Below are 18093 nucleotides of genomic sequence, written 5' to 3' on the forward strand. Positions count from 1 at the left end.
CACGGCGAAGGGGCGGTCCCGAGGAGGGGCCGCCCCTTCGCCGCATTCCGCGACCGCTCAGCCGCCCAGCCGCGCCAGGGTCGCCTCCAGCAGCTCCACGACAGAGCCGTCGGCCACCGCCGGCACCTCCTCGTACGGGAACCAGCGCAGGTCCAGGGACTCCTCGCTGATCTCCGCCACCGCGCCGGCCGGGGCCAGCGCCGCGTACTGCACGTCCAGGTGCCAGTTGCACGGCGCCGGGATCGGATGCCGGTCCAGCCGCACCGGCCCGCCGGGCAGCAGGCTCAGCCCCGACGCGATGCCCGACTCCTCGACGGCCTCGCGCAGCGCCACCCCGGCGAGCGTCTCGTCACCGGGCTCGCAGTGGCCGCCCATCTGCAGCCACATGCCGAGCTTCTTGTGCAGGGTCAGCAGGACCCGGCCGCCCACCGGGTCGATGACCAGGGCGCTGCCGGTGACGTGACCGGCCTGGCAGGGCTTGTACACCCCGTCCTCATGGGCGGCGAGGTGCTCCAGGTAGACGTCGCGCAGCTCGGGCTGGTCCTCGTAGCCCTTCAGGACGAGGACCGCGTCTTCGTGCAGGCTCACTTGTTCTCGTCGCCGTCCTTGCCGTTCTCGTCCCGCCGTTCGGCGGCCTCGCCGAGCATCTTGTCGATCTCCGAGAAGTCCAGCTGCTCCCGGTGCACGAAGCCGTCCGGGTCGTCCAGGTCGGAGGCCGTCGGCAGCATGTCCGGGTGCTCCCACAGACCGTCCCGGCCGTCCACCCCGCGCGCGTCGGTGAGCGAGGCCCACAGCCGCGAGGCGTCGCGCAGCCGGCGCGGACGCAGCTCCAGGCCGATCAGCGTCGCGAAGGTCTGCTCCGCCGGGCCGCCCGAGGCGCGCCGCCGGCGCATGGTCTCGCGCATCGCGTCGGCCGAGGTCAGACGGGGCTTGGCCGCCTCGTGCACCACGGCGTCGACCCAGCCCTCGACCAGCGCGAGCGCCGTCTCCAGGCGGGCCAGGGCTGCCTTCTGCTCGGGGGTGTCCTGCGGCTGGAACATGCCGCCCTGGAGCGCCTCCTGGAGCTGCTCCGGATTCGACGGGTCCAGCTGCCCGACCACGTCCTCCAGCTTGGAGGTGTCGACCTTGATGCCGCGGGCGTAGCCCTCGATCGCGCCGAACAGGTGCGAGCGCAGCCACGGCACGTGCGCGAACAGCCGGGCGTGCGCCGCCTCGCGCAGCGCCAGGTACAGCCGTACCTCGTCCGAGGGGACGCCCAGGTCCTTGCCGAAGCTCTCGATGTTCAGCGGCAGCAGCGCGGCCTTCCCGGCCGGGCCCAGCGGCAGCCCGATGTCGGTGGAGCCGACGACCTCGCCCGCGAGCACGCCCACGGCCTGGCCGATCTGCTGGCCGAACATGGCCCCGCCCATGGAGCGCATCATCCCGAGCAGCGGGCCCGCCATGGCCTGCATCTCCTCGGGCAGCACGCTGCCCATCGCCGCGCCGACCCGCTCGGCGACCGGGTCCACGAGCTCCTTCCACACCGGCAGGGTCGCCTCGACCCACTCGGCGCGGCTCCACGCCACGGCCGTGGTGGCACCCGAGGGCAGCGAGGTCACGCCGTCCAGCCAGTGGTCGGCGAGGCGCACGGCCTCCTCGACGGCGGACTTCTCGGCGATGCCGACGCTCGCGTCCTTCACGCCGTCCGACGTGCCCTGCGCGACGGTCTGGCGGGCGATGTCCTTGGCCATGTCCCAGTTCACGGGACCGCCCTCGTAGCTCAGCATCTGGCCGAGCTGCTGGAAGGCCGCGCCCAGGTCATTGGGGTTCATCGAACCGAACATCGCGGCGAACGGGTTGTCCGCACCGCCCTGGCCGCCGGCGCCGCCCGGCAGGCCCATGCCCGGGAACCCGAACGGATTCGGGCCGCCCTGACCGCCCTGATTGCCCTTCTTCTTGCCCTCGTCGCCGTTCTCCGGCTCCTCCGGCGGAAGGCCGAATCCGAATGGGGTGTCGCTCACGGGTTTCCTCGGCTCGTAGGGCCGCCGGCGGGAGCCGACGGGCAATGGTCCGACAACACCACCCAGCGTAGACACCAGAGCCGCTTGAGGGCTCGGTGCTCCGCCCGGTCCTGGGCTGCGGCAGGATGGACATCACCTGGTAGGTACGCGTCACGGCGCGTCCCTACTGAAGACAACCGCTGGAGACGCCTGGTGAGTTCCCCGGATCCGCAGTCGGATAAGCACGCCCGAGCGGCGCACGACGCCGAAAACCGCCCTGGGCACGGCGAGAGCGTCCCCGGTGTTCGCCAGCCGCGAAACCCGGCCGTGCGCGGGCCCGTGATCGCCGTGACCGGCGCCGCGACGGGGGTGGGCGCCGCCCTGGTGAACCGCCTGGCCGCGTCCGACGAGGTCAAGCAGGTCGTCGCCATCGACGAGCGGCGGGGCGACTGCGCGGACGCGCAGTGGCACGTGCTGGACGTACGGGACCCGGCGATCGCCGAGAAGCTGCGCGGCGCCGACGTGGTGGTCCACCTCGCGCTGGACCTCGACCTCGAGACCGACCCGGCGGCCCGTACGGCGTACAACGTGCGCGGCACCCAGACCGTGCTGACGGCCGCCGCGGCGGCCGGGGTCCACCGGGTCGTGCTGTGCACCTCGGCGATGGTCTACGGGGCCCTGCCGGACAACGACATCCCGCTCTCGGAGGACTCCGAGCTGCGGGCCACCGCCGAGGCGACCGGCGTCGGCGACCTGCTGGAGATCGAGCGGCTGGGGCGCCGGGCGCCGCGGGCGCACCCCGGGCTGAACGTGACCGTGGTCCGCCCGGCGGTCCTCGTCGGCGGTACGGACACCGCGCTGACCCGGTACTTCGAGTCCCCGCGCCTGCTGGTGGTGGCCGGCTCCCGGCCGACGTGGCAGTTCTGCCACGTGGAGGACCTGGTCAGCGCGCTGGAGTACGCGGCGCTGGAGAAGGTCGAGGGCGAGCTGGCGGTGGGCTGCGAGGGCTGGCTGGAGCAGGAGGAGGTCGAGGAGCTGAGCGGCATCCGCCGTATGGAGCTCCCGTCTGCGGTCGCGCTGGGCGCGGCGGCGAGGCTGCACCGCATCGGCCTGACGCCGTCCCCGGCGGGGGACCTCGCGTACACGATGCACCCGTGGGTGGTCAGCGTCAGCGGGCTGCACGCGGCGGGGTGGCGGCCGCGGTGGACGAACGAGGAGGTGCTGGCCGAGCTCCTCCAGGAGGTCTCGGGCCGGCACACCGTCGCGGGGCGGCGGCTGGGCCGCAAGGACGCCACGGCCGCGGGTGCGGCGGGGGCGACGGTCGCGCTGCTGGGTGCCGCCGCGGTGGTCCGGGCGGCCCGCAGGCGCCGGGGCCTCTGAGCCGGGCCCCGGACCCCGCCGCCTCCCGCGGCGCCGCCGCGCAAGCGCCCCCGGGCTGCGCCCGGGCTTTTCGGGGCTCCGCCCCGGACCCCGCGCCGCAAACGCCGGCGGGGCTGGATGTGCCCCCGGCGGGGCCGGGTTTGCCCCGGGCCTCGCGGGTGGCTGGTAGGAGGCTCCCAAGGCGGCGGGGCCGTGCCGGGCGAATCTGCTATTTCGCCGCGTCAGCGGCTAGGGCACGATGAAGGCATGGCACCGCACTTCGATCACCCCGGCGAGCAGGCCGCTTCGGACCCGATCCGGCTGCTCGCGATCCGTGAAACCCCGCTCTCGATCGACGAGGTCTTCCAGGCCGTCGGCGACGACGCGACGGGCGGTACGACGCTCTTCGTCGGCACGGTGCGCAACCACGACGGCGGCGCGGACGTCGACTCGCTCGGCTACTCCTGCCACCCCACCGCCGAGGCCGAGATGCGCCGCGTCGCCGAACGCGTCGTGGCGAAGTACCCGGTCCGCGCGCTGGCGGCCGTGCACCGCGTCGGCGACCTGTCCGTCGGCGACCTCGCGGTCGTCGTGGCCGTGTCCTGCCCGCACCGGGGCGAGGCCTTCGAGGCCTGCCGCATGCTGATCGACGACCTCAAGCACGAGGTCCCGATCTGGAAGCACCAGACGTTCGCCGACGGCTCGGAGGAGTGGGTCGGCGCCTGCTAGGGCAGGCCGGCAGGGCAGGCCGACGGACGGAGTCCGGCGCGGTCGGCCGAAGCCTGCTAACCCCCGGTCGGGAGGTCGCCCCCGAAAGGGGGTAGCCTCGCACCCGTTCGGCCGCGCAACACGCCCTCGATTTGCGTAACCCCCCCACGGGCACGAGCGTTGAAGCCACCAACGACACGTACTTCGGGGTAGGGAGGCACGCCCATGGCGTCTCTGGTGTGGTTGCTGATTCCGCTGTTCGCCGCGATCGGCGCGGGGATATGGGGCAGCTGGGCGGCACGCGACCGTACGCAAGGCGACATATCCGAGCTCGCCGGCTACGCCCGCTTCCGCGAGGCCATGGGCAAGGCCGATCAGGCCAGGGTCAAGGCCGACGCGCACTCCGGTTCCGACGCCGTCTGACGCGTCCCGTGAGTGCCCGGTGACTGCCCGGTGACCGCCCCGTGAGTGGCCCGTGAGCGCCTCGTGAGAATCGGCTGAGAGTTCCGCGGACCGGCCCCGTACGGACCGGCCCCGGGGGCCGCCCGCCAGGGGCGTCCCGTACTGTCGGATCCATGCCACGCCGCACCGCGACGATGCTCGCCTCCACCCTCGTGCTGTTCGCGCTGCTCTGCGCAGGGGTGTTCATCAAGGTCCCGTATTCGGAGATGAGCCCCGGGCCGACCGTGAACACGCTCGGCGACTCGCACGGCGAGCCCGTCCTCAGCATCTCGGGGCGCCAGACGTACCCGACCAGCGGCCACCTCAACATGACGACGGTCCGCGTCACCGGTGCGGACTACGACATGAACCTGCTGGAAGCGGTCTACGGGTGGCTGGCCGACGACAACATCGTCGTGCCGCACGAGAACCTCTACCCGGACGGCAAGACGGACGAGCAGTCCACCCAGGAGAACGCCGAGGAGTTCAGCCAGTCGCAGCAGAGCGCCAAGGTGGCGGCCCTGAAGCAGCTCGGCATCCCGGTCACCGCCCGCGTGATCGTCGCCTCCGTGGTCAAGGACAGCCCCTCCGAGGGCAAGCTGCACGCCGGTGACGTGATCAAGGCCGTGGACGGCACCCCGGTCACCGCGCCCGAGGACGTGGCCAAGTTCGTCACCAAGCACAAGCCCGGCGAGCCGGTCGAGTTCACGATCGTGCCCGCCGCGGAAGCGGCCGAGGCGGCGAAGGCGAACCGCGAGCCCGCCGGCACCGCCAAGGTCGTCATCACGGCCGGGAAGGCGGAGGGCGACGGCCATGCCATCGTCGGCATCCGCGCGGGTACCGACCACACCTTCCCGTTCACGATCGACATCAAGCTCGCCGACGTCGGCGGTCCGAGCGCCGGCCTGATGTTCGCCCTCGGCATCGTCGACAAGCTGACCCCGGAGGACCTGACCGGCGGCAAGTTCGTCGCGGGCACCGGCACCATCGACGACACGGGCAAGGTGGGCCCGATCGGCGGCATCCAGATGAAGACCATCGGGGCCCGCCAGGCGGGCGCCGAGTACTTCCTGACGCCCGCCGAGAACTGCGCGTCGGCCGCCAAGAACGTGCCGGACGGCCTCACCCTGGTGAAGGTCGCCACGATCGACGACGCCACCAAGGCACTGGAGAAGATCCGCAAGGGGGACGCGGCCGGGCTGCCCCGGTGCGGAGCCGGCGCCAAGCCCTGACCTGACCCCCCGGCCCCCGGGAGGCTAGGAGAAGGTCGCCGCCAGGGCCTCCGCCAGACCGGGCACCAGGCCGCCGCCGGTGAGGACCTCGGTCGAGGAGTCCTTCTCGCGCAGCCGTACGGCCGATTCGCGCGAGCCGTCGCGCAGTACGGCCACCGTGAGGCGGACCTCCTGCCGCTCCGGGTGACCGGCGACCCACTTCGCCAGCTGCTTGTCGTTCAGACCCTCCGGTACGGAGGCCTCCGCGGACGGCGGCAGCATCAGGCGCTCCACGGTCAGCGCGCAGCCGACGACCGCGTCGGGCCAGGCGATGGTGCCCAGGAACTTGTCGAGGGGGGTGCCGGCAGGCAGTTTGTCCTGCTCGATCGGGGTGAGGGAGGACTTGCCGGCGTCGTCCTGGTCGAGGCCGAGCTGGTCCGCCAGGCGCGGCTCCTGCTTCTTGAGCTTGGCGGTGTCGACGAGGGCGAACAGCCGCGCGGGCTGGTCCCAGCCGAGACCGGCCGCGTACTCGTCGATCTCGAGACAGGCGCGGGTCAGCGGGCCGGCCGCCATCGGCGTGCCGGGGGAAGGCGAAAGGTTGGACATGGACAACATCCTGCCTCCTTTCTGCCGGATACCGGGAACTGACTAAAGCCTCAGTAAGTTGCATGAGTGGGCTCTACGATCGGGGGCCCCGTTAATACCAGACTCAGCGACTTTCGAGGTGTGGACCTTGGCTTTCCAGATGCCGGACCGCGGCGGAGGCCCTTCCGGGCCACGGATGAGAGTCGGCCGCCCCTCCCGGCGAGCCCGGACTCTCCTCATGACCCTGGGCGTGCTGGCCGTCCTGGCCATGCTCTTCATCATGTTCGCGGGCTTCTGGACGGACTGGCTCTGGTTCCGCTCCGTGAAGTACTCCACGGTCTTCACCACCACCCTGTGGACGAAGATCGGCCTGTTCGCCGTCTTCGGCCTGCTGATGGCCGGGGCCGTGGGCTTCAACATCTGGCTGGCGCACAGGCTGCGGCCGCCGCTCAGCGCGATGTCGATGGAGCAGCAGAGCCTCGACCGCTACCGGATGAGCATCGCCCCGTACAAGAAGTGGCTGCTCCTCGGCATCGCCGTGCTCGTCGGCCTGATCGCGGGCGCCTCGGCGGCCGGCCAGTGGAAGACCTGGCTCATGTACGTGAACGGGGTGCCCTTCGGCACGAAGGACCCCCAGTTCCACATGGACGTGTCCTTCTACACCTTCGACCTGCCCTGGTACCGCTTCCTGCTCGGCTTCGGCTTCGCCGCGGTCGTGCTGTCGGTGATCGCCGCGGCCGTCGTGCACTACCTGTACGGCGGACTGCGCGTGACCAGCCCGGGCGCCCGGGCCACCGCCGCGGCGACCGGGCACCTGTCGGTGCTGCTCGGCCTCTTCGTCACCCTCAAGGCCGTCGCGTACTGGCTCGACCGCTACGGGCTCGCCGTGAAGTCCAGCGACTTCAAGGCCGCGGACAACTGGACGGGCCTGCGGTACGTCGACGCGAACGCGTACCTGCCGGCGAAGACGATCCTCGTCGCCATCGCCGCGATCTGCGCGCTGCTGTTCTTCGCGACGCTGTGGCGCCGCACCTGGCAGCTGCCGGTCATCGGCTTCGGCCTGATGGTGCTCTCGGCGATCCTGATCGGCGGGCTCTACCCGGCGATCGTGCAGAAGTTCCAGGTCCAGCCGAACGAGCAGGCCAAGGAATCCCCGTACGTCCAGAAGAACATCAAGGCCACGCGGGACGCCTACGGGATCGCCGGCTCCGAGGTCACGGACTACCCGGGCGTGCCGAATCCGAAGACGGACAAGACGGTCCTGCGCCAGCAGGCCGACTCGACCGCCAGCATCCGGATCCTCGACCCGAACATCGTCTCGCCCGCCTTCCAGCAGCTCCAGCAGGTCAAGGGCTACTACGCCTTCCCGTCCACGCTCGCCGTGGACCGGTACAGCGGCCAGGACACGGTCATCGGGCTGCGCGAGCTGAACATCGGCGGCATCCCGAAGAACAACTGGATCAACGACCACTTCAAGTACACGCACGGCTACGGCGTGGTCGCGGCCAAGGGCACCACCGTCGGTGACCAGGGCGCCCCGGACTTCACCCAGTCCGACCTCCCCTCCAAGGGGATCTTCGGCGCGGACTTCGAGCAGCGCATCTACTACGGCGAGCAGACGAAGCAGTACTCGATCGTCGGCGGTCCGCAGAAGGAGCTCGACTACTCGGACGACAAGGGTGAGAAGGAGACCAGCTACAAGGGCGACTCCGGCGTCAACCTGGACAACCCGATCAACCGGGCCGCGTACGCGCTCACCTTCAACGAGCCGCAGATCCTCTACTCGGGGGCCATCGGCGAGGGTTCGCGGATCCTCTACAACCGCACCCCGAAGGACCGCGTCGAGGCCGTCGCCCCGTGGCTGACCATCGACGGCGCGCCCTACCCGGCCGTCATCGGCAAGCGGGTCGTCTGGATCGTCGACGCGTACACGACGACCAACGGCTACCCGTACGCCTCGCGCACCACGCTGGGCCAGAGCACCGCGGACTCGCTGACCAACAGCCAGCGCGCGGTGGTGGCGCAGGAGAACCAGGTCAACTACATCCGCAACTCGGTGAAGGCCACCGTCGACGCGTACGACGGCACGGTCACCCTGTACCAGTGGGACACCGAGGACCCGGTCCTGAAGACCTGGATGAAGGCGTTCCCGGGCACGGTGAAGGCCAAGGCCGACATCGCCAAGCCGCTGCTGGACCACCTGCGCTACCCGCAGGACCTGTTCAAGGTCCAGCGCGAGCTGCTGACCCGCTACCACGTCACCGACCCGCAGACCTTCCTCAGCGGCAGTGAGGCGTGGGCGGTCCCGGACGACCCGACGACCAAGGCGGGCACGGCGGTTCCGCCGTACTACCTGTCGATGAAGATGCCGGGCCAGAAGGAGAAGGACCAGGTCTTCTCCCTCACCACGACGTTCACGCCGAACGAGCGGCCCAACCTCAGCGCCTTCATGGCGGTCAACGCCGATCCGGGCACCCCGGACTACGGCAAGATCCGAATCCTGAAGATGCCGACCAGCAAGCCGCCGGACGGCCCCGGCCAGGTGCAGAGCAAGTTCCAGTCCGAACCGAAGATCGCCGAGTCCATCCGCCTGCTGCGCGGTGGCGACTCGGAGATCGAGTACGGGAACCTGCTCGCGGTGCCGCTCGACGACGGGATGCTCTACGTCGAGCCGGTGTACGTCCGCAGCTCCGGGCTGAAGTACCCGCTGCTGCGCAAGGTGCTGGTGACCTACGGCGGCCAGACGGCCTTCGAGGACACGCTGGAGAAGGCACTGAACGTGGTCTTCGGGGCCGAGGCCCCGACCACGCCGGTGCCCCCGGTCCAGCCGCCGGGCGACGGCACCGTCACGCCCCCGACCGTCCAGGACCCGACGGTCAAGGCGGCGCTCGCCGACGCGCAGAAGGCGGTCGAGGAGGCCGAGAAGGCGCGGCAGGCCGGCGACTGGGCGGCCTTCGGCAAGGCGCAGGAGGACATCAAGGCGGCGCTGAAGCGGGCGATCGACGCGGAGGCGAAGCTGACGGCGCCCAAGCCGGCCGGTCAGTGAGGGGTTTGTGATCAAGGAGTGAGGGCTTCGTCCCGCGTCGTGATACTGTGGTTTCACCGACGCGGGGTGGAGCAGCTCGGTAGCTCGCTGGGCTCATAACCCAGAGGTCGCAGGTTCAAATCCTGTCCCCGCTACTGAAGACGAAGGCCCGGATCCCATGGATCCGGGCCTTCGTCATGTCCGGGATATGCCCCGGAAATGTACGGGGATGGACACGCGGTAGCTGGGGCGGGTGAGTTGGGGCAGGGGCGTGTTTGACTTAAGTATCTGTGGGCATGTCGACAAAACGCTGTAGTGACCTCACTGGCTGCGACATACCAGGTGTACGCGGGTAGCAGGTGATGCGACGATGGGATTTATGGGGGACAGGCCAACTCTGCTGGAGACAGGGCGGTTTGCGAGGGCGGAAGCCGAACCGGGTACGGAGGCCAAGGGGATGGCTCCGGCCGCCGACGCGCACACCGCGCTGCCCGACGCGGGTTTCTCGGACAAGCACGGCGCGGAAGACGTGTTCGGCGAGGTCGACGCCGCGAGTGACGCCGAGCTGGAGGCCCGGCACCGGGTCGCCGCCGACAAGGGGGACCCGGGCGCCATGAGCGTGCTCGGGGCGCTGCTGCTGCGCCGCGGCGACCTGGACGGGGCCGAGCCCTACCTGCGCGGCGCCACCGGCGAAGGGGACCGCGCCGCCGCGAACAACCTCGGCGTACTGCTGCACCAGCGGGGCTACCCGGACGAGGCCGCCGGCTGGTGGCGGGTTGCCGCCGTGGCCGGATCCGCACCGGCCGCGCACGCCCTGGGCCGCCACTTCCGCGAGCGCGGTGACGAGCCCGCCGCCGAGTACTGGATGCGGCAGGCGGCGGAATCCGGCCACGCGCTCGGCGCGTACGGACTGGCCGACCTCCTGGAGCACCGCGGGGACAAGGGCGTCGAGCGGTGGTTCCGCGCTGCCGCGGAACAGGGTCACCGCGAGGCCGCGTACCGGCTGGCGAGGCACCTGCGCAAGGGCGACCCGGCCGAGGCCGAGCAGTGGTACCGGCAGGCCGCCGCGCGCGGACACCGGCGTGCCGCGCTGCACCTGGGCGCGCTGCTGGAGGCCCGCGGGGAGCTCAAGGAGGCCGGCCGCTGGTACCTGACCTCCGCCAAGCAGGGCGAGGCCCGGGCCGCCTGCGCGCTCGGCTTCCTGCTGCGCGACGCCGGCGACGAGGACAGCGCGGCCGCGTGGTGGCACCGCGCCGCGCAGGACGGCGACGGAAACGCCGCCAACGCGCTGGGCGCGCTGCACGCCGCCCGGGGCGAGACCGAGACCGCGGAGCGCTGGTACCGGACCGCCATGGACGCGGGCGACCAAAACGGGGCGTACAACCTTGCTTTGCTGTGCGTCGCGCAGGACCGGACCGCGCAGGCCGAGCAGTGGTACCGGCGCGCGGCCTACGCCGGGCACCGCGAGGCGGCCAACGCGCTGGCCATCATGCTGCTCCAGGCCGGGGACGCGGCGGGCGCCGAGCCGTGGTTCTCGAAGGCGGCGGAGGCCGGCAGCGTGGACGCCGCCTTCAACCTCGGGATCCTCTTCGCCAGCCGCGACGAGGACCGCTCCGCGCTGAAGTGGTACGAGCGGGCCGCGTCGGCCGGCCACACGGACGCGGCGCTCCAGGTCGGCATCGCGCTGGTCCGGGACGGCGAGGAGCGGGCCGCCGAACGGCACCTGCGGTGCGCGGCGGGCGGCGGCAGCGCGGAGGCGGCCTTCCGGCTGGCCGCGCTGCTGGAATCGCTGGCTCCGCCGCCGGAGCCGGTGGCACTGGGCGAGCCGGTGGGCGGGGCCGCCCGGACCGAGAGCGAGGAGTGGTACGAGCGGGCCGCCGAGCTGGGCCACCGCAGGGCGCAGGTCCGGGTCGGCATGCTGGCGTCCGCCCGCGGTGACGTGGAGGTCGCCGCGCGGTGGTACCGGGAGGCGGCCGAGGCCGGCTCCCGCAACGGCGCGTTCAACCTCGGGCTGCTGCTGGCCCGCGAGGGGAGCGAGCCGGAGGCCGCGCTGTGGTGGACCCGGGCCGCGGTGGCGGGCCACGGGCGGGCCGCGCTGCGGCTGGGCCTGCTGGCGGCCCGGCACGGAGACCTCGCGGAGGGCCAGAAGTGGTGCGTCCGCGCGATGGAGTTGGGGCCGGCGGAGGTCTCGGAGCGGGCGGCGCGGCTCCGGGAGGCGCTGGCGGAGGAGATCTCGGCCTGACCCCTGCGGGGAGCTCGGCCGAGCTCTACGGGTGCGGCGCCGTTGCCGGGGGCGCTGCCCCAGGACCCCCGCGCCTCAAACGCTCGCGGGGCTGGGGCGTCAGCGGTAGAGCCAGGCCGTTGCGTGGGCGTGGGCGCGGGGGAGGATCAGTGGCATCAGGAGGTCGTTGATCCGGCGCTGGAGTGTGCCCGGGGTCTTCGCGTCGCGGTTGCTCGCGGCGGCCTTGGTCATGCGGGCGGTGCGCGGGCGGCGCAGGCGGGTGTACTCGGTCAGGGCGGCGCGGACGCTCGGCGCCGCCGCCACGCAGCGGCCCAGGGCCACCGCGTCCTCGATCGCCATGGACGCGCCCTGCCCTGCGCCCACCGGGTGCGCCGCGTCGCCGATCAGGACCGTGCGGTCGTCGTGCCAGACGGGCAGCTCCGCCAGCCGGTGCATCGGCATCGGCCGGTCGATGCGCGTCGCCGCCCGGATCAGGGCGAGCGGCATCTCCTCGCCCCCGTAGAGCCCCGCCAGCAGTTCCGGGGTGACCTCCGCCGGGTCCGGAGGCTCCGGTGCGGGCGTCTGGGCCGACCACCACACCGTGCCGTCCGGCGCCGGGACGTACAGGAAGGTGCCCCGGCGTCCGAAGACCATGTGGAAGGTGCCCGGGGGAACCGCGATGCCTTCGGAGATCCCGGAGACGCTGTAGAGGCCCGCGTACCGGACCTCTGGCGCCCCCGGGTCCAGCGCGGTGCGGGTCGCCGACCAGATGCCGTCCGCCGCCACCACGAGGTCGCCGTCCAGCTCCGACGCCGTCACCCGCCGTCCCGTCACGAACCGGGCCCCTGCCGCGGTCGCCTCAGCGCGCAGGACCTCCACGAGCCGGCCGCGCAGCAGCGTCGTGCTGTGCAGGGCCTCCGCGGCCGGCCGGCCGCGCGGCACCTCGCCCAGGAGCTTGCCGGACGCGCCCCACATCCGCTGAGTGGCGACCGGGAAGCCGGCCGCCTGGACCTCGGCCAGGCAGCCGAGCTCGTCCAGCCCGCGCAGCCCGTTGACGGCCAGGCTGAGGAACGAGCCCACCTCGCCGGCGGGGTCCTCGTACGCCTCGTGGACGGTGACCTCCGCGCCCGTCGCGCGGCGCAGCGCGATCGCGCTCGCCGCTCCGGCCACGCCGCCCCCGATGACCGACACACGCATGCCCGACCCCTTTCGCTGAATCAACATTCACTGAACTTCGATTCGGTGAAACTCGGTTCAGTATGATGAGCGGGCGAAGACGGCGTCAAGCGGGAAGCGGAGCATCGCGGTGGGAGTGCGCAAGGAGCGGGCGGCCGGCACGGAGGCGGCGCTCAAGGAGGCGGCGCGCGAGCTCTTCCTGGAGCGCGGGTACGCCCAGACGAAGATCACCGACATCACCAGGGCGGCCGGCCGTTCCACCGGGTCCTTCTACGAGCACTTCGCCGGCAAGGACGAACTGCTGAACGCGCTGCTCGCGGACATGGGCGCCCACGTCGACGCGGCGGTCGGCGCCGAGGGGCACCCCCGCGAGCACGACCTCGCCGACCGGGAGCAGCTGCGCGTGCACGTCGCCGCCACCTGGAGCGTCTTCCGCGACCACCTCCCGGTCGTGGCCGCCCTGTTCCAGAAGTCCATGACCGCACCGCCCGGGTCGGGGCTGGTCTGGGAGCAGCTCCTCCGGGACACCGCGCCGCTGCGCGAGCACCTCGCCTACATGCGGGAGCAGGGCAGGGAGCTGCCCGGGGAGCCGGAGCTCGTGGCCGCGGCGATGGGCGCGATGATCTCGATGCTCGGCTACGCGGCCATGACCGGTGGGGCCGCTCCGGACGACGCCGACGTGGTCGACACGCTGACCTCCTTGCTCCTGCGGGGACTGGCCGGTTAAGCGATTTGCATCTGCCGGGCAGGCTCACGTAAAGTCGTGTTTACCGACGCGGGGTGGAGCAGCTCGGTAGCTCGCTGGGCTCATAACCCAGAGGTCGCAGGTTCAAATCCTGTCCCCGCTACTGAAGGCCCGAGGCCCGGATCCCATGGATCCGGGCCTCGAGTCGTTTGCGGCGCCGCTCGCGTGCGGCGCCGCCGATGTGATGGAGAAGGGCCCGGATCCCATGGATCCGGGCCCTTCTCCATCATGATCGATTCAGGTTCGGTTCAGGCGCCCGCGCAGTTCGGGCAGACCCCGCGGTACGTCACCTCGACCGCCGAGACCACGAAGCCGAAGCGCTCCGTGTCCGGGAGGTCGGCCAGGGGGTTGCCCGCCGGGTGGACGTCGCGGATCGCGCCGCACTGGGCGCACACCAGGTGCTGGTGCGGCCGGTGGGCGTTCGGGTCGTACCGCTTGGCGCGGCGGTCCGTGGAGACTTCCAGGACTTCGCCCAGGGTGACCAGCTCGCCCAGGGTGTTGTACACCGTCGCCCGGGAGATCTCGGGCAGTTTGGACACGGCAAGCGCGTGCACCTCGTCGGCCGTCAGGTGCACGTGGTCACCGTCGAGCACCTCGGCCACGACACGCCGCTGCGCCGTCATGCGCCAGCCGCGTCCGCGAAGTCGTTCCAGCAGGTCACTCATGGGCGTCAGCCTAACAGTGAGGGGATTCGGTGTAACTCCCGAAGCGTTGCGGACTTGGATCCTTCCTTGACTTAGACAATGTCCATTGTAGGATCGAGTACGGCCAAGGCCGAGGGCAGGACATGCAGGAACGACGCAGGAGGCGCACGTGACGCAGGGACCGCTCACCACGGAGGCCGGGGCTCCGGTCGCCGACAACCAGAACAGCGAGACGGCCGGCGTCGGCGGTCCCGTTCTGGTCCAGGACCAGCTCCTCCTGGAGAAGCTCGCGCACTTCAACCGCGAGCGCATCCCGGAGCGCGTGGTGCACGCCCGCGGCGCCGGCGCGTACGGCACCTTCACGCTGACCCGCGACGTCTCGCAGTGGACCCGCGCGAAGTTCCTCTCCGAAGTCGGCAAGCAGACCGAGACGTTCCTGCGCTTCTCCACCGTCGCGGGCAACCTCGGCTCCGCCGACGCGGTGCGCGACCCCCGCGGCTGGGCGCTGAAGTTCTACACCGAAGAGGGCAACTACGACCTCGTCGGCAACAACACCCCGGTGTTCTTCATCAAGGACGCCATCAAGTTCCCGGACTTCATCCACACCCAGAAGCGCGACCCGTACACCGGCTCGCAGGAAGCCGACAACGTGTGGGACTTCTGGGGCCTGAGCCCCGAGTCGACCCACCAGGTGACCTGGCTGTTCGGCGACCGCGGCATCCCGGCGAGCTACCGCCACATGAACGGCTACGGCTCGCACACCTTCCAGTGGAACAACGAGGCCGGCGAGGCCTTCTGGGTCAAGTACCACTTCAAGACCGACCAGGGCATCAAGAACCTCACCCAGGCCGAGGCCAACAAGCTCGCGGGCGAGGACCCGGACTCGCACCAGCGCGACCTGCGCGAGTCCATCGAGCGCGGCGAGTTCCCGACCTGGACCGTGCAGGTCCAGATCATGCCGGCGGCCGAGGCGGCGAACTACCGCTTCAATCCGTTCGACCTCACCAAGGTGTGGCCGCACGAGGACTACCCGCCGATCGAGATCGGCAAGCTGGAGCTCAACCGCAATCCGGAGAACGTCTTCGCCGAGGTCGAGCAGTCGATCTTCTCCCCGGCGCACTTCGTCCCCGGCATCGGCCCGTCCCCGGACAAGATGCTCCAGGGCCGTCTCTTCGGCTACGGCGACGCCCACCGCTACCGTGTCGGCATCAACGCCGACCACCTGCCGGTGAACCGCCCGCACGCCACCGAGGCGCGCACCAACTCCCGCGACGGCTACCTCTACGACGGCCGCCACAAGGGCGCGAAGAACTACGAGCCGAACTCCTTCGGCGGCCCGCACCAGACCGGCCGCCCGCTGTGGCAGCCCGTCGACGTGACCGGCGGCACCGGCAACCACGCCGCCGCCGTCCACGCCGAGGACGACGACTTCGTGCAGGCGGGCAACCTCTACCGGCTGTACTCGGAGGACGAGAAGGCCCGCCTGATCGAGAACCTGTCCGGCTTCATCGCCAAGGTCTCGCGCGACGACATCGTCGAGCGCGCGATCGACAACTTCCGCCGGGCGGACGGAGACTTCGGCAAGCGGCTCGAGGCCGCGGTCCAGGCCCTCCGCGGCTGACCCGCCTTGCCGAAACAGGAGGGCCGGATTCCCGTCCAGGGGGTCCGGCCCTCCTGGCCGTTCAGCCGGTCAGCTGGGCCGCACGCCGCGCGGGCGTCCAGCACCGGATGACGTCGCGCACGGACACGATGCCCACCGGGCCGCCGTGTTCCAGCACGATCAGATGCCGGAAGCCGCCGTGGGCCATTGCCTCGGCGGCTTCCTGCAAGGTGGCGTCCGGGGTGCAGAACACCACGTTGTTGGTGGTGTGCGCACCCACGGTCTCGCGGTCCGGGTCGTGGCCCGCGCCGATCGAGTTGAGGATGTCGCGCTCGGTCAGGATGCCGATTCCGCTGTGGTCGGGGTCGAGGACGACGGCCGCGCCGACGCGCCGGCCGGACATCAGGCAGGCCGCCTGTCGGAGGGTGTGGGCGGGTCCGAGGGTGAGGATCACGGTGCTCATGGCGTCACGGACGAGCATGAAGAGAGCCACCTCCTGGTGAGTCCCTCCGCCTGGGTGGGGTGCGCCCGCATCCTAGAGAAAGGATTCACAAGCGCACAAGCGGAGGATTCTCACATTCCCACGGACACGCAGGGCCAACAAGGGGGCACGCTCAGGCGCGCGGGCGCAGCAGGTCCAGCATCTCCGCGTGCAGCAGTCCGTTCGAGGCCGCCGCGTTCCCGCCGTGCACCCCGTCCACGCCGTCCAGGCTGGTGAAGCGGCCGCCGGCCTCCTCCACCACCGCCGCGATGGCGGCCATGTCCCACAGGTTCAGCTCCGGCTCGGCGCACAGGTCGAGCGAGCCCTCCGCGACCATCATGTACGGCCAGAAGTCGCCGTAGCCGCGCGTACGCCAGCAGGCGCGGGTCAGGTCCAGGAAGCCGGGGAGCCGGCCCTGCTCCTCCCAGCCGCTCAGCGAGGAGTACGCGAACGAGGCGTCGCCGAGCGAGGCCACCTTCGACACGCCGATGGCGGTGGTCTCGCCGAGCGCGCCGCCCGCGAAGGCGCCGCCGCCCTTCGAGGCCCACCAGCGGCGGCCCAGCGCGGGCGCGGACACCACGCCGACCACCGGGCGGAACACCCCGTCGGCGCCCTCTTCCATCAGGGAGATCAGGGTCGCCCAGACGGGCACCCCGCGCACGTAGTTCTTCGTACCGTCGATGGGGTCCACGACCCAGCGGCGCGGGCCGCTGCCCTTGAGGCCGTACTCCTCGCCCAGGATCGCGTCCTCGGGGCGCGCGGCCTCGATGCCGGCCCGGACGACCTCCTCGGCGGCCTTGTCCGCCTCGCTCACCGGGGTCATGTCCGGCTTCGTCTCCACCACCAGGTCGAGGGCGCGGAACCGCTCCATCGTGGTGGCGTCCGCGGCGTCGGCGAGTTCGAGGGCAAGGCGCAGGTCATCGTCATACTCGGGCATGCCCGAACAGTATCGAGACCGCGGCGGGGCGGCCAAAGACGTCCACAGTGCGGCGGGGAGGCGCCCTTGACAGGATCTGTCGGCCCGTCAACTCTGGCCGTGAAGCCAAACGGGGGAGGCGACGATGCCGGCAGCCCGGGAGTCCCTGCTGGAGGCGGCGGGGGCGGCGCTCGCCGCGCGCCCCTGGACGGACGTGCGGATGGTGGACGTCGCGGCCGCGGCCGGGGTGTCCCGGCAGACCCTCTACAACGAGTTCGGCGGCAAGGGCGGCCTGGGCCGCGCGCTGATCCGGCGCGAGGGCGAGCGGTACCTCGACGGGGTGGAGCGGGCCCTGGCCGCCCCGGGACGCACCGGCGAGCGGCTGGCCGCGGTGGGGGAGTGGACCTTACGGGCGGCCCGCGCGTACCCCCTCGTACGGGCGCTGCTGACCGGGTTCTGGGACCCGGACCTGCCCGCGCCGGGCCGGGCGCCCGGGCCCGGTCAGATGACCCGCGCCGTACGCGACCGGGCGGCGGCCGCGCTGATGCCCGCGGAGGACGTCCAGCGGTGCGAGCTCGCGGTGCGCCTCGCCCTCTCCTACGTGGTGGCCCCGGGGGAGGAGCCGGGGGCGGCCGAGCTGCTCAGACTGCTCAGTGGGCCGAGCCGGACAGCTGCAGCCCGATGACCCCGAGGATGACCAGGGTGATCGAGACGAGTTTGAGGGTGGAGACCAGGTCGCCGAGGAAGACCATGCCGTAGATGGCGGTCCCGGCGGCGCCGATTCCCGTCCACACCGCGTACGCCGGTCCCACGTCCAGCTTCTTCAGTGCCAGGGTGAGCAGGCCGAAGCTGCCGAGAGCGAAGCAGGCGAAGGCGATCGTCGGCCACAGCCGGGTGAACCCGTGGGACAGCTTGAGGCAGACCGCGAAACCGGTCTCCAGGATTCCGGCGACCACGACCAGCAGCCACGCCATGGCGAATGCCTCCCCGCGTCACGTGACT

17 protein-coding genes and 2 tRNA genes are annotated in these 18093 nt (G+C 71.7%); 11 read left to right on the forward strand and 8 right to left on the reverse strand.

Going from position 1 to position 18093, the window contains the following annotated elements:
* Window positions 1-57: 57 nt before the first annotated feature.
* Together AB0O21_RS03120 and AB0O21_RS03125 are read right to left on the reverse strand one after the other, a co-directional pair.
* Window positions 58-588 (reverse strand): NUDIX hydrolase, encoded by a 531-nt coding sequence (locus AB0O21_RS03120; RefSeq protein ID WP_365165531.1) that lies wholly within the window; start codon window positions 586-588, stop codon window positions 58-60.
* Window positions 585-2000 (reverse strand): zinc-dependent metalloprotease, encoded by a 1416-nt coding sequence (locus AB0O21_RS03125; RefSeq protein WP_365165533.1) that lies wholly within the window; start codon window positions 1998-2000, stop codon window positions 585-587. Before AB0O21_RS03125 ends, AB0O21_RS03120 begins: the two co-directional genes overlap by 4 nt.
* 306 nt (window positions 2001-2306) lie before the next feature.
* Between AB0O21_RS03125 and AB0O21_RS03130 the strand changes: the two genes are divergently transcribed.
* From AB0O21_RS03130 to AB0O21_RS03145, 4 genes are all read left to right on the forward strand, one after another.
* Window positions 2307-3359: an SDR family oxidoreductase gene (locus AB0O21_RS03130; RefSeq protein WP_365165535.1), complete on the forward strand. Its 1053-nt coding sequence runs from the start codon at window positions 2307-2309 to the stop codon at window positions 3357-3359.
* A 246-nt stretch (window positions 3360-3605) separates the two neighbouring features.
* Window positions 3606-4067: a molybdenum cofactor biosynthesis protein MoaE gene (locus tag AB0O21_RS03135; protein WP_365165537.1), complete on the forward strand. Its 462-nt coding sequence runs from the start codon at window positions 3606-3608 to the stop codon at window positions 4065-4067.
* A 204-nt stretch (window positions 4068-4271) separates the two neighbouring features.
* Window positions 4272-4469 carry a hypothetical protein gene (locus tag AB0O21_RS03140; protein WP_365165539.1) on the forward strand — a complete coding sequence of 66 codons (198 nt, stop codon included), beginning with the start codon at window positions 4272-4274 and terminating at the stop codon, window positions 4467-4469.
* A gap of 152 nt (window positions 4470-4621) precedes the next feature.
* Entirely contained in the window at window positions 4622-5719 is a 1098-nt protein-coding gene (locus AB0O21_RS03145) for a PDZ domain-containing protein (RefSeq protein WP_365165541.1), read from the forward strand.
* 24 nt (window positions 5720-5743) lie between these two features.
* Here AB0O21_RS03145 and AB0O21_RS03150 read toward each other — a convergent pair whose 3' ends face one another.
* Window positions 5744-6313, reverse strand: a complete 570-nt coding sequence (locus AB0O21_RS03150; protein ID WP_365165543.1) for a PPA1309 family protein — start codon at window positions 6311-6313, stop codon at window positions 5744-5746.
* A gap of 130 nt (window positions 6314-6443) precedes the next feature.
* Between AB0O21_RS03150 and AB0O21_RS03155 the strand changes: the two genes are divergently transcribed.
* The 3 genes from AB0O21_RS03155 to AB0O21_RS03165 all read left to right on the forward strand — a co-directional run bounded on the left by AB0O21_RS03155 (window position 6444) and on the right by AB0O21_RS03165 (window position 11550).
* Window positions 6444-9329 carry a UPF0182 family protein gene (locus AB0O21_RS03155; RefSeq protein ID WP_365166350.1) on the forward strand — a complete coding sequence of 962 codons (2886 nt, stop codon included), beginning with the start codon at window positions 6444-6446 and terminating at the stop codon, window positions 9327-9329.
* A 60-nt stretch (window positions 9330-9389) separates the two neighbouring features.
* Window positions 9390-9463 (forward strand) — tRNA-Met (locus tag AB0O21_RS03160).
* Window positions 9464-9678: 215 nt separating this feature from the next.
* Window positions 9679-11550, forward strand: coding sequence for a tetratricopeptide repeat protein (locus AB0O21_RS03165; protein WP_365165546.1), 1872 nt, complete (start codon window positions 9679-9681; stop codon window positions 11548-11550).
* 99 nt (window positions 11551-11649) lie between these two features.
* Here AB0O21_RS03165 and AB0O21_RS03170 read toward each other — a convergent pair whose 3' ends face one another.
* On the reverse strand, window positions 11650-12726 hold the full coding sequence (locus AB0O21_RS03170; protein WP_365165548.1) for an NAD(P)/FAD-dependent oxidoreductase: 1077 nt from the start codon (window positions 12724-12726) through the stop codon (window positions 11650-11652).
* A gap of 109 nt (window positions 12727-12835) precedes the next feature.
* Here AB0O21_RS03170 and AB0O21_RS03175 point away from each other — a divergent pair, with 109 nt between their 5' ends.
* Window positions 12836-13432 carry a TetR/AcrR family transcriptional regulator gene (locus AB0O21_RS03175; RefSeq protein ID WP_365165550.1) on the forward strand — a complete coding sequence of 199 codons (597 nt, stop codon included), beginning with the start codon at window positions 12836-12838 and terminating at the stop codon, window positions 13430-13432.
* Window positions 13433-13479: 47 nt separating this feature from the next.
* A tRNA-Met gene (locus tag AB0O21_RS03180) sits at window positions 13480-13553 on the forward strand.
* A gap of 145 nt (window positions 13554-13698) precedes the next feature.
* Here AB0O21_RS03180 and AB0O21_RS03185 read toward each other — a convergent pair.
* On the reverse strand, window positions 13699-14115 hold the full coding sequence (locus AB0O21_RS03185; protein ID WP_365165552.1) for a Fur family transcriptional regulator: 417 nt from the start codon (window positions 14113-14115) through the stop codon (window positions 13699-13701).
* Between the two features lie 148 nt (window positions 14116-14263).
* Here AB0O21_RS03185 and AB0O21_RS03190 point away from each other — a divergent pair, with 148 nt between their 5' ends.
* Window positions 14264-15715 (forward strand): catalase, encoded by a 1452-nt coding sequence (locus tag AB0O21_RS03190; RefSeq protein WP_365165554.1) that lies wholly within the window; start codon window positions 14264-14266, stop codon window positions 15713-15715.
* 61 nt (window positions 15716-15776) lie between these two features.
* Here AB0O21_RS03190 and AB0O21_RS03195 read toward each other — a convergent pair whose 3' ends face one another.
* Together AB0O21_RS03195 and hisN are read right to left on the reverse strand one after the other, a co-directional pair.
* Window positions 15777-16175 (reverse strand): CBS domain-containing protein, encoded by a 399-nt coding sequence (locus tag AB0O21_RS03195; RefSeq protein WP_365165556.1) that lies wholly within the window; start codon window positions 16173-16175, stop codon window positions 15777-15779.
* 133 nt (window positions 16176-16308) lie between these two features.
* The gene (hisN, locus tag AB0O21_RS03200) at window positions 16309-17112 is read right to left on the reverse strand and encodes a histidinol-phosphatase (RefSeq protein ID WP_365165559.1); all 804 of its coding nucleotides are present in this window, start codon (window positions 17110-17112) and stop codon (window positions 16309-16311) included.
* Window positions 17113-17236: 124 nt separating this feature from the next.
* On the opposite strand from hisN, the gene AB0O21_RS03205 reads away from it, so the two are divergent.
* Window positions 17237-17776 (forward strand): TetR/AcrR family transcriptional regulator, encoded by a 540-nt coding sequence (locus AB0O21_RS03205; protein WP_365165562.1) that lies wholly within the window; start codon window positions 17237-17239, stop codon window positions 17774-17776.
* Here the strand turns inward: AB0O21_RS03205 and AB0O21_RS03210 are convergent.
* Window positions 17742-18065, reverse strand: coding sequence for a multidrug efflux SMR transporter (locus AB0O21_RS03210; RefSeq protein ID WP_007266432.1), 324 nt, complete (start codon window positions 18063-18065; stop codon window positions 17742-17744). The two genes, AB0O21_RS03205 and AB0O21_RS03210, sit on opposite strands and share 35 nt — an antisense overlap.
* Window positions 18066-18093 lie beyond the last annotated feature (28 nt).

The organism is Streptomyces sp. NPDC091371, from assembly GCF_040684275.1.
In the GTDB taxonomy this organism is placed as follows: Bacteria; Actinomycetota; Actinomycetes; order Streptomycetales; family Streptomycetaceae; genus Streptomyces.